The 12,178-nt window shown below is 40.0% G+C and carries 12 protein-coding genes; all 12 read left to right on the top strand.

The window, feature by feature from the left end:
* Positions 1–10 precede the first annotated feature (10 nt).
* The 12 genes from KO530_RS01290 (at position 11) to nhaC (ending at position 12,174) form a co-directional block, all read left to right on the top strand.
* A complete protein-coding gene (locus tag KO530_RS01290) occupies positions 11–871 on the top strand; it encodes an acyl-CoA thioesterase (RefSeq protein ID WP_216046575.1) in 861 nt (286 codons plus the stop codon).
* A gap of 28 nt (positions 872–899) precedes the next feature.
* Entirely contained in the window at positions 900–1,418 is a 519-nt protein-coding gene (locus tag KO530_RS01295; RefSeq protein WP_216046576.1) for a gamma carbonic anhydrase family protein, read from the top strand.
* A gap of 487 nt (positions 1,419–1,905) precedes the next feature.
* Positions 1,906–3,039 (top strand): pyridoxal-phosphate-dependent aminotransferase family protein, encoded by a 1,134-nt coding sequence (locus KO530_RS01300; protein WP_216046577.1) that lies wholly within the window; start codon positions 1,906–1,908, stop codon positions 3,037–3,039.
* Positions 3,040–3,173: 134 nt separating this feature from the next.
* Positions 3,174–4,403, top strand: a complete 1,230-nt coding sequence (locus tag KO530_RS01305; protein ID WP_216046578.1) for a nucleoside recognition domain-containing protein — start codon at positions 3,174–3,176, stop codon at positions 4,401–4,403.
* A 42-nt stretch (positions 4,404–4,445) separates the two neighbouring features.
* Positions 4,446–4,703 (top strand): DUF3862 domain-containing protein, encoded by a 258-nt coding sequence (locus KO530_RS01310; protein ID WP_216046579.1) that lies wholly within the window; start codon positions 4,446–4,448, stop codon positions 4,701–4,703.
* A gap of 1 nt (position 4,704) precedes the next feature.
* Positions 4,705–5,388, top strand: coding sequence for an SIMPL domain-containing protein (locus tag KO530_RS01315; protein WP_216046580.1), 684 nt, complete (start codon positions 4,705–4,707; stop codon positions 5,386–5,388).
* A 203-nt stretch (positions 5,389–5,591) separates the two neighbouring features.
* The gene (locus tag KO530_RS01320; RefSeq protein WP_252728702.1) at positions 5,592–6,062 is read left to right on the top strand and encodes a GAF domain-containing protein; all 471 of its coding nucleotides are present in this window, start codon (positions 5,592–5,594) and stop codon (positions 6,060–6,062) included.
* Positions 6,059–6,361: a hypothetical protein gene (locus KO530_RS01325; protein WP_216046581.1), complete on the top strand. Its 303-nt coding sequence runs from the start codon at positions 6,059–6,061 to the stop codon at positions 6,359–6,361. Before KO530_RS01320 ends, KO530_RS01325 begins: the two co-directional genes overlap by 4 nt.
* 12 nt (positions 6,362–6,373) lie before the next feature.
* Positions 6,374–7,024 carry an RNA chaperone ProQ gene (gene proQ / locus KO530_RS01330; RefSeq protein ID WP_216046582.1) on the top strand — a complete coding sequence of 217 codons (651 nt, stop codon included), beginning with the start codon at positions 6,374–6,376 and terminating at the stop codon, positions 7,022–7,024.
* A gap of 4 nt (positions 7,025–7,028) precedes the next feature.
* Positions 7,029–9,074, top strand: coding sequence for a carboxy terminal-processing peptidase (gene prc, locus KO530_RS01335; RefSeq protein ID WP_216046583.1), 2,046 nt, complete (start codon positions 7,029–7,031; stop codon positions 9,072–9,074).
* Positions 9,075–9,335: 261 nt separating this feature from the next.
* A complete protein-coding gene (locus KO530_RS01340; protein WP_216046584.1) occupies positions 9,336–10,673 on the top strand; it encodes a sodium-dependent transporter in 1,338 nt (445 codons plus the stop codon).
* Between the two features lie 13 nt (positions 10,674–10,686).
* Positions 10,687–12,174, top strand: coding sequence for a Na+/H+ antiporter NhaC (gene nhaC, locus KO530_RS01345; RefSeq protein WP_216046585.1), 1,488 nt, complete (start codon positions 10,687–10,689; stop codon positions 12,172–12,174).
* Positions 12,175–12,178 lie beyond the last annotated feature (4 nt).

The raw sequence follows: 12,178 nt of genomic DNA on the forward strand, positions 1-12,178 counted from the left end.
GGAGTAGTACATGGCAGAAGTGACATTAAAGTCATTATTGCAGTTAGAAAAAATCGAAGATTCGCTCTACAGAGGACAAAGCTGGGATCTGGGATTCCGCGCGCTATTTGGCGGACAGGTTATGGGACAAGCGTTAGCCGCAGCCCATAACACCTTGCCAGAAGGTAGAGTTTCTCATTCCTTTCATTCTTACTTTTTATTACCCGGTGATGCAAACCATCCAGTGTTATATGATGTGGAAAATGTCAGAGATGGTAGAAGCTTTTCAACCCGTCGCGTAAAAGCAATACAAAATGGCAAAAACATATTCTATTTGACTGCGTCTTTTCAAACACCCGAGAAAGGCTTAGAGCATCAGTTTGCCGATATGCCAGATGTTCCGCCACCGCAGGAAGTGAAATCTGATTTAACTTTTTTTGAAAGTACATTGGATCAAATATCTGAGCGAATGCAAGAAGCAATTAGTTATCATAAGCCAATCGATAGCAGGACTGTACAAACCATAGATCCCTTGGAACCGGTTAAATCGGAGCCGAAGCGTTATATATGGATGCGCGCACAAGAAATCATAGCGGATAATTTAAACTTAAATCATGCCATGCTGGCCTATGCATCAGATTACCATTTTCTGGGTACTTGTTTGCAGCCCCATGGAATTTCGGTTAAAAATAAACAACTTAGAATGGCAACCATAGATCATGCAATGTGGTTTCATCACCCATTCAAATTTGACGAATGGTTATTATATGTCGCTGAAAGTCCATTTACTGGTGGCGTACGAGGGTTAGTTCGCGGTCAGTTCTTTAATCAAAAAGGGGTTCTTGTGGCTTCAACCATGCAAGAAGGGCTAATGCGACAAGTTAAAAAGTGAAGCGACTAAAGGCTAAAGGAGAGTTAATGTGATTTATTCAATCGGAAAACGCAAAGCCGTTGTTGCAAAGAGCGCGTTTATCGCGCCTGGTAGTCATGTGATTGGTTCGGTTAATTTGGCAGAAAATAGCAGCGTTTGGTTTAATGTTGTTATTCGTGGTGATTGTGACGAGATAACAGTGGGGCCAGATACGAATATTCAGGACGGCTCTGTTTTGCACACGGATTACGATATCCCCTTAATTCTAGGCAAAGGTGTAACGGTAGGACACAAAGTGATGTTGCATGGGTGTGAAATAGGTGACTACAGCCTAATTGGCATCAATGCTGTTGTGTTAAATGGGGCGAAGATTGGTCGTTATTGCTTAATTGGCGCAAATAGCTTGGTTACTGAAAACATGGAAATACCAGATGGTTCCCTTGTAATGGGAAGCCCAGCCAAAATTATTAAGACCCTAAATGAGCAACAGCAAGCAATGTTAAAAGGCTCTGCCGAACATTACGTGAATAATGCGAAACGCTACATGAGTGAGCTGATCGAAGAATAGTATAGGCATTTTACACTGCTTTTTTGGCGGTTTTTTCCCCCTTATAAAAAAGGCCCGGTACTATCACTAGTTCCGGGCTTAGGGGAATGGCTCTTGGAAAGAGCCTTGCGCTAACTCAACTTCTTCAGGGAGAAGTCTTCAAAATCAAAATTATTGATTCGAATATTTATTTTAGAACAACTTTGCACAAAAATTAAACAAATTTGAAACTAAATTTAAAAACGTCTAAAAATCAGTGTCCTGCATCACAAAAACAAATGACTTCCATCCTTTATCAACACCTAAACCACACTTTATACAGTCCTTGTCTACAGCTTATCCACAGATCATTGGTGTGAACTGAACAATATTTTGGCTAATTAAAAGAAATATGGGGAATACAGTTGGCTAAATACATTCTTTTTATGAATAGTGGATATGCTGATCTTGTCGTTTAGTCAGTCACCTGTAACACTAAGGCAGTTTTAACCTTTTGAGAATGTAATTTATGACTTCACTAGCTACATCATTTATACCAACGGTTCGTACTCTCATGGGGCCTGGACCTTCAGATGTTGACCCAAGAATACTGACGGCGCTATCTAGACCGACTATTGGGCATTTAGATCCGCAATTTATTGATCTAATGGATGAGATTAAATCTCTCCTACAATATGCATTTCAAACAAAGAATCAATTAACTATGCCAGTTTCAGCGCCAGGTTCTGCTGGTATGGAAGCCTGCTTTGCTAATTTAGTTGAGCCAGGTGACAAAGTGATCGTCTGCCAAAATGGGGTTTTTGGTGGGCGTATGAAAGAAAACGTGATTCGTTGTGGTGGTATCGCCGTAATGGTTGAAGACGAATGGGGTAAACCAACGGACATAAAAAAACTAGAACAAGCATTGGAAGAAAATAAAGACACTAAAATTGTCGCATTTGTACATGCTGAGACCTCAACAGGGGTTAAGAATGATGCCCAAGCGTTGTGTAAACTTGCGAAACAGTATAATTGTTTAACCTTAGTGGATGCCGTTACTTCCCTAGGTGGCTGTGAACTTAGAGTGGATGATTGGCAAATCGATGCGATTTATTCAGGTACACAAAAATGCTTGTCATGCGTGCCAGGCTTGTCTCCCGTTTCGTTCAGTCAGCTAGCGATCGACGCCATTAAAGCTAGAAAAACGCCGATTCAAAGCTGGTTCCTCGACATGGAGTTGGTTATGGGGTATTGGGGTAAAGGTGCTAAACGGGCCTACCACCATACTGCACCGGTAAACAGTTTATATGCATTGCATGAAGCGCTTTTGATATTGCAACAAGAGGGGCTAGAAGCCGCTTGGAAGCGTCATCAAGAAATGCACATTAAACTAAGAGATGGACTGCAAGCGTTAGGCTTAAAGTTCATTGTTGAAGAAAAGTATCGTTTACCGCAACTCAATACCGTGAGTATTCCCGATGGTGTTGATGACGCCAAAGTAAGAGAAACCTTACTTAACGAATACAACTTAGAAATTGGTGCAGGATTAGGCTCATTGGCTGGAAAAGTTTGGCGAATTGGTCTGATGGGATATGGTTCAAATATACAAAACGTGAACTATTGCATCGATAGTTTAAGAGCAGTTCTTAATGCTAGCGATTAATCGCTAAAAGACGCAACTCTCAGTCCCAAACTCAATAAAAAGTCCTGTTTATTAAAAACTAATAAACAGGATTTGCTCACAGCCTATTGATTCTATGGTAATTTACTTGGTATTACTAAATACGATACTTACTTATGTTACATAGAATTTGGCTAGCGTTCATTTTGTCAGCATTCATCGCCACACTCTGGCAAGTTATTTTTAATGATCACATTGGCAGTTTTAAAGACGTGATGGACGCCGTTTATTCGATGGCGAAATTGAGCGTTGATATTTCCATTGGGTTAATAGGTGTACTTGCTTTCTGGTTAGGGATTTTTCAAGTAGCCGAACGCTCTGGTTTAGTCACTAAGTTGTCGGTAGTGTTGGAGCCCTTGCTGTGCCGCTTAATGCCCGAAATCCCTAAAGGGCATCCTGCCATCGGCAGTATTACTATGAACATATCCGCTAACGTTTTGGGATTAGATAACGCTGCGACGCCTTTTGGTATAAAAGCAATGCAAGATATGCAAAGCCTTAATACTCAGCAATCACGTCTGACCAACGCGCAAATAATATTTTTAGTGATGAACACCTCTTCGGTGACGTTGTTTCCAATCGCTGTGTTTCTATACCGAGCAGAACAAGGAGCGCTTAACCCTACGGATGTATTTATCCCTATTTTATTGGCTACTTTTGCTTCCACATTGGTTGGCTTATTGGTCACATCTTGGGTACAAAAAATTAATTTATTTAACCGTGTAATCTTCTTTTATGGCGCTGCTATTATTTCCGTAATTGCGGCCGTAATTCTGTACTTCTCCTCTTTAGGTGCTCAGCAAATGGCTGCGCAATCTTCTATAGTTGCAAATGGATTGCTATTAACTTTTATTGTCATAGTACTAAGTGTTGGTGCGCATAAAAAGCTCAATTGCTATGAGTTGTTTGTCGAGGGGGCTAAAAAAGGATTTGAATTAGCTATTTCACTAATTCCTTATTTAATCGCTATGTTATTTGCGATAGGAATGCTCAGAGCGAGCGGCTTGTTAGACATCTTGATGGGAATAATTGCCAATGGTGTAAACTTCATCGGTATCGATAATCGTTTTGTTGATGCAATACCTAATGCATTGATGAAACCTTTAAGCGGTTCTGGTGCCAGAGCTTTAATGATTGAAACAATGCAACACCATGGAGCTGACTCTTTTGCGGGGCGACTTGCTTCGGTGTTGCAAGGTTCAACAGAAACCACGTTTTATATTCTAGCCGTGTATTTAGGGGCTGTAGGCATTAAGCATAGTCGCTATGCCGTTGCTTGCTGCCTTGCTGCTGATTTTGCAGGTATTGTTACTGCAATTTTGGTGGCCTATTGGTTTTTTGGTTAAACTAACGGTTAGGTATTAGACATTTTTATAGAAGGTAAAGGTATGTTACGTAAACTAATCATGTTTTCAATTGTCTGTGTTTTTTTGGCGGGTTGCTCAAAAGTCACATATGCAAATTACGATAGAGTTGAAATGGGCATGATAAAATCGGATGTAGAAATGATTTTAGGAAAAGCCGATAACTGTGAGGCTGTTATTGGCACACACTCATGTATATGGGGAAATGAAGAGGACAAATATATCAAGGTCAGCTTCATTATGGATAGAGCCGCTGTGATTACACAAAAAGGATTAAAATAAAATGCGTATATTTGTTGTTTGTTTTTTATTATTAACTAGTTTTGCCATATCCGCCCATGAGTCACGCAGTGACATTATTACAGTTAGAGGGCAGGGCAGCATATTTCAAGCTCCAGACATTCTAAAATTTACGATTGCGGTAGAGGAGAAAGGTGATAATTCTGCGGCTTTAAATGATTTAGTCAGTTCAAAAACGCAAAAGATATTGTCGGTGTTAACTAAACACAAAATTGCTGAACAAGATATCCAAGCAATGTCTTTGAGTCTATACCCTTGGTATGAGCGTGAGAGACAATCAAACATTCAAAAAGGCTATGTGTTCAATCGTAATATTAATGTTACGTTGCGAAATTTTAAAAACTACCCCGCAATTTTAGATGATCTATTTGCCTTGAAAGTTAGCAGAATTGATGGCTTTCGTTATGAAGTAGAAGATCAACAACAAGCTTATCTGAATGCGTTAGAAGCGGCGATCGCTGACGGTCACGAGCGCGCCAAACATTTAGCTAAGAATTTGCAGATCAGATTGGGCTCAGTGGTGAATGTTGAGGAAACATCGAGTTATCAACCTGCGCCACAACCATCTGCTCGTTCACTGTCAGTTTTTAATGAGGCGGCGCAATATTTACCAGGATTAAATGAAATAAATGCGAGTGTGACACTGTCATTTAGTATTGCCAAATAGCCTCCTTATCCCCACGTCATTTTAACTTACATTTATCGCCGCGCTTGTTGAGAGATTAAGCAAATTTATCTCTCAACAAGCCGCTATCTATGGTTTATAAATCACAAAGCTTAAAAAAATCGCTGAAATTCTGGTGATTGAAGGTTAAAATCCCTTTAAATAACGACTCGTTGTAAAAATAAGCCGATAGCCTGAAGGTAAAGATGTCAAAAGATATAGAAAAAACTGATTTTTATCAAAGCCTTGCAAAGCAAGCACAAGCCTTGATAGGTGATGAGCGTAACTTAATTGCAAATTTAGCAAATTTAAGTGCGCTATTATTTATGAGTTTAGAAGACATTAATTGGGCAGGATTCTATCTTTTTGAAGACGATGAATTAGTGTTAGGACCGTTTCAGGGCAAACCTGCTTGTATACGAATTCCTATGGGAGTCGGTGTCTGCGGAACGGCAGCTATGAATAGAACCACGCAAATCATTACCGATGTGCATCAGTTTGAAGGGCATATTGCCTGTGATGCAGCGAGTAATTCTGAAATAGTCATACCTATTTTATCAGGAAGGCGCTTAGTTGGTGTGTTAGATATAGATAGTCCCTCATTAGCTCGTTTCGATTCTGTAGATGGGCTAGGTTTACAACAGATCGTTGATATTTTACAAGAGACTATCATTTGAAAAGTCTTGTAGATGTTCATGTTGTGTTGGCTACGCCAGCGGATCTCGAAAACTGGGATGAAGACGCTGAAGAAGCAGCGGAACGATTAAATACGATTTTGCATTTGGCTTATGATCTTGCTGATGAAGACATAGACACGAGTCGCTTGGAAAAAATACTACATCATATATGGGTAAACTGGCACGAAGACAGTTATCTCTTGGAAATCGACGACGCGGATTTGCACGACTGGGTTGACCAACTGTTGGCAACTTGGGATGATGCAGAACACGATGAAGATTATGAACAAAATTATTAATTAGTAGATTGAATGGAAAACCAACAAAAATTTTCAAACAGCAAAGAAGTCATTACTTTTTTGGCACAAACTTTCCCAAAATGTTTTTCCTTAGAAGGTGAAGCGAAACCTTTAAAAATAGGTATTTTTCAAGAGCTTTCCGAGCGTTTGAAAGACGATGAAAGGGTTAGTAAAACATTATTACGCGCATCACTTAGACATTACACAAATAGCTGGCGTTATTTGCACAGTGTCAAAGAGGGGAGCTTTCGAATTGACTTAGATGGCAATCAAGGCGATGCAATTGAAAAAGAGCATGCTGATCATGCGATAAAACAATTAGCTGAAAGTAAGGCCAAGGTAGCGGAAAAACGCAAACTAAATAATCCGTCTAAGACTGCCGCTGATAAGAAAAATCACAAAGAAAAGCGTGAAAAATCAAATCAAACGCAATTTAAGGGAACTAAAGTTCCAAAAAATAAACCAATAAAGCAACCACCACCGGAAAAATTGACTGAATCAAATTTAGTGGTAGGGACCGAAGTTACCGTTAAGGTTGGAAAGAGTCCACTTCCTGCGACCATTACCGATATTTCAAAAGATGAAGTTCACGTCCAACTGCAAACAGGTATGATAGTGAAAGTGCAAGCAGATAATTTGCGCCTAGCTCGACCAAAGAGGTAGTAATATGAATAAATTTGTACGCGTTTCTGTATGTAGCGCATTGTTTTGTTTGAGTGCTGGTGCAATCGCGGTTAATTCTTCGAGTGAAGCGATCAATATTCCTAGTCTAGAGCAGGAATCTCAGCACTCAGCTTCAGCTAAACGAATAAGCTCCCACTTGTTACGCTCGCATTATAAGCCAATTAAAATTGATGATAGCTTGTCAGCGAAAACCTTTGATCGATACATCAGAACATTAGACTTCAATCGTAATTTCTTTTTGAAGTCGGATATTGAAGAGATGGAAAAGTATCGTTTAAATTTCGATGAAGCTATCGCCCAAGGCAATTTAAATGACGCGTACAAAGTATATTCGATAAATTTAAACCGCCGCTTAGAGCGTTTTAAATATGCGATCACGCTACTTGATAAGCCTTTCGACTTTGAGAAAAAGGGCGATTCATTAGAGTTCGATCGTGAAGACGCGCCTTGGGCTGCATCTACCGCAGAATTGAATGAGTTATGGCGTCAAAGAGTTAAATATGATGCTTTAAACTTAAAATTAGCAGGTAAAACAGCTGAAGAGATTAAAGATCTTTTAACCAAACGTTATGAACGTGCAATTAAACGTTTATCACAAACTAAAAGCGAAGATGTATTCCAAACTGTAATGCATTCTTTTGCTCGTAGTGTCGATGCACATACAAGTTATTTATCTCCGCAAAGTACAGATCGTTTTGATATGGAAATGAATCTATCTTTTGAAGGGATAGGTGCCGTGCTGCAAAGCGAAGACGATTACACTGTTATTCGCAGTGTTGTTCCTGGTGGTCCAGCTGAATTATCCAAAAAAATAAAGCCAGAAGATAAAATTGTCGGTGTAGCCCAAGACGAAGATGATTTTGTTGACATTATTGGCTGGCGTTTAGATGAAGTCGTGGAATTAATCAAAGGTCCAAAAGGAAGTGTGGTTAAGCTGCAAGTGTTAAAAGGTGCTTCTGAGTCTAATGTGCCAGAAGTGGTTAGTTTGACCCGTGATAAAATTAAGCTAGAAGATAGAGCTGCTAAATCAGAGGTTTATGTACCAGAAACAGGTAATCACGCTGGTGAAAAACTTGGCGTCATTACCATACCTTCGTTCTACAACAATCTGCATACCGACGTTAAGAAAGAGTTGGCAGATTTAAAAGAAAAAGGGGTACGAGGAATTGTTGTCGATTTACGCGGTAATGGTGGCGGTTCGTTAACTGAGGCAACCTTACTTTCTGGATTGTTTTTTGATCAAGGTCCAGTAGTTCAGATACATGATGCTTCAGGGCGCACAAGAACTGAGAAAGATACCGATGGGATTACCTATTATGAAGGTCCTTTAACCGTACTTGTCGATCGCTACAGTGCATCGGCTTCAGAAATATTTGCTGCAGCTATGCAAGATTACGGTCGTGCAGTCGTACTAGGCGAACAGACCTTTGGTAAAGGAACGGTGCAACGTCATCGTCCACTTGGTCGTATTTACGATTTGTACAGCAATCCATTGGGGAGTATTCAATACACAATTGCGAAGTTTTATCGGATAAACGGTGGCAGTACTCAAAACATGGGTGTTGTTCCAGATATCAAATTTCCGTCAGCAATTAATCCTGAAGATTGGGGCGAAAGCCAAGAAGAAAATGCGCTTCCTTGGGATAGTATTGAGCGGGTGAATTATTCCACCTTCGGTGACACTTCTAATGTACTCACGGTGATGGAACAGAATCATTTGAAGCGTATTCAAAATGATCCTGAATTTGCTTATATATTTGAAGACATTCAACGATATCAAAAAGAAAAAGATAAAAAGACGATTTCTTTGGTTGAATCTGAACGGATAAAAGAAAAAGACGAACAAGAAGCTATGCGTCTTAAAAGAGCGAATGAACGCTTGGTCAGAGCAGGCAAAGAAAAAGTTGAAAAACTTGATGATTTACCAGAAGACATGGATGAAATTGATCCATTCCTAGATGAAGCAGCTAATATCACATTCGATTTAGTATCATCTGGGATGTACGCTTCTCATTCAGCAAAAAAGTAATTTTTAGTTACTATTAAAGGGCTATTTTTAATAGCCCTTTTTTTATAACATCAATAAATTATTTTTCGATACGAAAAAATATTAGACCTTGCAAGCTGAACTTAAATTTATGCAAATCGTCACTCACGACATTTAATGCTATTTTTAAGTAGGATAATCAATTGCAAAATATGGGTATTTTGAGGTCATAGCGGTATAGTATAGTATTCCCAAAATGGCTAAAAAAGTTAGCTAAACACAATAATAATAAAAGGGTACGGAATGAACGCACGTGGAGAGTTTTCTTCTCGACTTGGATTTATACTCGCTGCAGCTGGTTCAGCTGTTGGATTAGGTAATATTTGGGGGTTTCCTACCCAAGTAGCCAGTAATGGGGGAGCCGCTTTTGTATTGGTTTACATAGTCTTAGCTTTCCTTTTGGCTTATCCGGTTTTAATGGCTGAATTAATCATCGGTCGTGCTACCAGAGCTAATATGGTAGATGCCCTTGGGCAAATATCTGGTAGTAAACTAGGTCGAGCTACTGGCGTCTGGGGGTTTATAACGGTTTCATTAATTCTGGCATTCTACGCCATTGTGGCCGGTTGGATGTTGGCTTTTTTCCTAGAAACAGTCACCCATTTCTTCGCTCTAGATACGTTATCGAATTGGTTGACGAGCCAATCCATTTTCCGAAATTTAGTCTTTTCTGGTGCATTTCTTATTCTCACCGCTGCTATTGTAACCGGAGGTGTTAGCAAAGGAATTGAACGTTGGTCAGTGAGACTTATGCCAACGCTAATGATTATTATTGTATTACTCATTGGTTACGTTTCATTGCAAGATGGTGCGATTGAGGGCTGGAAGGCTTATTTAGTTCCTGATTTCAGCCGAATTATGGATCCAGGGTTACTTATTAATGCGATGGGACAGGCGTTTTTCTCTATGTCTCTTGGTGTTGGTACTATGCTAGTTTACGGTTCATATGTGAGTAAAAATGAACGTTTACCGTCACTTGGCGCCTCAGTTGCGTTAGTCGACATTGGCGTGGCAGTACTTGCTGGGATGCTAATTATCCCTTCTATGTATGTCGCCTTGCATAACGGTGTACAAATATTTTCTGAAAACGGTGCGTTAATTGAAGGTGATAGCCTCATCTTTACCGTGTTGCCTGCACTATTTGATACTATGGGATCAGTGGGCATTTTTGTGGCTTTCGCATTTTTTGCATTGATGGTAATTGCCGCCTTAACCTCATCCATTTCAATGCTTGAAGTGCCCGTCGCCTATGTCGTGGAGAGTAAAGGCGTTAAGCGCACCAAAGCGGTTTGGTTGTTAGCGATATGCGTTTTTGTCGCAAGTTCGATTATCATCTTTAATTTTTCAAGTTTGTTTGGTCTGGTGATCAGCTTAACAACTAAATATAGCCAACCTCTATTAGGTCTCGCTTTATGTATATTTGCAGGTTGGGTATGGCGTCGGGATCATATATTAACTGAGCTTCGCAAAGGGGATGAAGAGGTCGAACATTCGTTATTTTGGAAAATTTGGCCTTGGTATGTGAAATTTATATGTCCTGTGGTCATTTTCATCATGTTTTATCGTTCAGTGACAGGATAAGGAAATCAATCCAATGGACAACAATAATAATAAAAAAGTCATAAAAGAAGCGACAATTCTCGATGCATTAATACCGATCGTAATCTTAATTTGTTTGTTATTTTCGTCGGTTTATTGGTACGGCAGTGATTCTTCTTTCGGTCCCAATCAAATCGCTTTGATATTCGCGATGTTCATTGCTTCCATGATAGGGATTAAAAATGGCTATACCTGGAAGGAAATAGAAAAGGGTATTGTCAGTGGAATTTCATTATCCCTTGGTGCGATCTTAATCTTATTGGCCGTGGGTGCTTTAATTGGTTCATGGATGTTATCTGGTACAGTTCCAACCTTAATCTACTATGGATTAGAACTACTCAACCCATCACTGTTCTATGCAGCAACATGTTTAATTTGTTCTGTTGTAGCCATGAGTATTGGCAGTAGTTGGACAACTGCCGCTACTGTTGGTGTTGCCTTGATGGGAGTCGCCAATGGCATGGGGATGTCGGAAGCTGTTACTGCTGGTGCTGTGGTATCTGGCGCTTATTTTGGCGATAAAATTTCTCCTTTGTCGGAAACCACTAACTTAGCGCCAGCAATTGCCGGGACAAATTTATTTGAACACATTCAATATATGCTGTGGACAGTTGTTCCAAGCATAATAATCACTTTAATAATATTTACGGTTTTAGGCTTTAACTCAAGTCAAGAGGCATCAGCACAAGGTATTGTGGATATGCAAAATCTGCTGGAGTCTGAATTTAACTTGGGATTACATTTACTTATCCCGTTAGCCGTGCTGCTTGTTTTAGCACTGAAAAAAGTGCCAGCTTTCCCTGCGGTATCTATTGGCGCCATTTTAGGGGGGATTTGGGCTGCTGCCTTTCAACCGGAAGTCGTTCAAAGCTTTGCTACAGATGAACGCGAAGGAATCGTTGCCAGTATCACTGTTGTTTGGACAGCGCTTTATGCAGGGGTTAATTTTAGTACCGATAGTGATGTGTTGAATGACTTGTTAAGTCGTGGCGGAATGTCTAGCATGCTCAATACTATATGGCTAATTATGTGCGCACTTACCTTTGGTGCTGTACTGGAGAAAGTCGGGCTATTAAAACGAATTGTCAGCGCTATCTTAAAAGGTGCTACATCGGCTGGTGACATGATCTCCAGAACTATATTGACCTGCTTTGCTACTAACGTGATTACGGCGGATCAGTATATGGCTATAGTGATGCCTGGGCGCATGTATAAGAATGAGTATGAAAAGCGTGGTTTGCATCAATTAAACCTATCTCGTAGTTTAGAAGATGGCGGAACCTTAACCTCGCCTCTAATACCTTGGAATACGTGTGGTGCCTACATGGGCGGTGTTTTAGGGGTCGGTGCGCTAGATTACGCTATTTATGCCTTTTTTAATCTGATTAATCCTATTTTAGCTATCGTGTATGCCTATTTAGGGATTAAAATTCTCAGAGTACCAATTCCTGCATACGCAGAGCCGGTTGCCAGTAAAAGTTAGCTTT

Source organism: Aliiglaciecola lipolytica, assembly GCF_018860635.1.
In the GTDB taxonomy this organism is placed as follows: Bacteria; Pseudomonadota; Gammaproteobacteria; order Enterobacterales; family Alteromonadaceae; genus Aliiglaciecola; species Aliiglaciecola lipolytica_A.

Coding starts and splice junctions, on each gene's coding strand:
- KO530_RS01290 (WP_216046575.1), top strand. CDS start 11: ATGGCAGAAGTGACATTAAAGTCATTATTGCAGTTAGAAAAAATCGAA.
- KO530_RS01300 (WP_216046577.1), top strand. CDS start 1,906: ATGACTTCACTAGCTACATCATTTATACCAACGGTTCGTACTCTCATG.
- KO530_RS01305 (WP_216046578.1), top strand. CDS start 3,174: ATGTTACATAGAATTTGGCTAGCGTTCATTTTGTCAGCATTCATCGCC.
- KO530_RS01310 (WP_216046579.1), top strand. CDS start 4,446: ATGTTACGTAAACTAATCATGTTTTCAATTGTCTGTGTTTTTTTGGCG.
- KO530_RS01315 (WP_216046580.1), top strand. CDS start 4,705: ATGCGTATATTTGTTGTTTGTTTTTTATTATTAACTAGTTTTGCCATA.
- KO530_RS01320 (WP_252728702.1), top strand. CDS start 5,592: ATGTCAAAAGATATAGAAAAAACTGATTTTTATCAAAGCCTTGCAAAG.
- proQ (WP_216046582.1), top strand. CDS start 6,374: ATGGAAAACCAACAAAAATTTTCAAACAGCAAAGAAGTCATTACTTTT.
- prc (WP_216046583.1), top strand. CDS start 7,029: ATGAATAAATTTGTACGCGTTTCTGTATGTAGCGCATTGTTTTGTTTG.
- KO530_RS01340 (WP_216046584.1), top strand. CDS start 9,336: ATGAACGCACGTGGAGAGTTTTCTTCTCGACTTGGATTTATACTCGCT.
- nhaC (WP_216046585.1), top strand. CDS start 10,687: ATGGACAACAATAATAATAAAAAAGTCATAAAAGAAGCGACAATTCTC.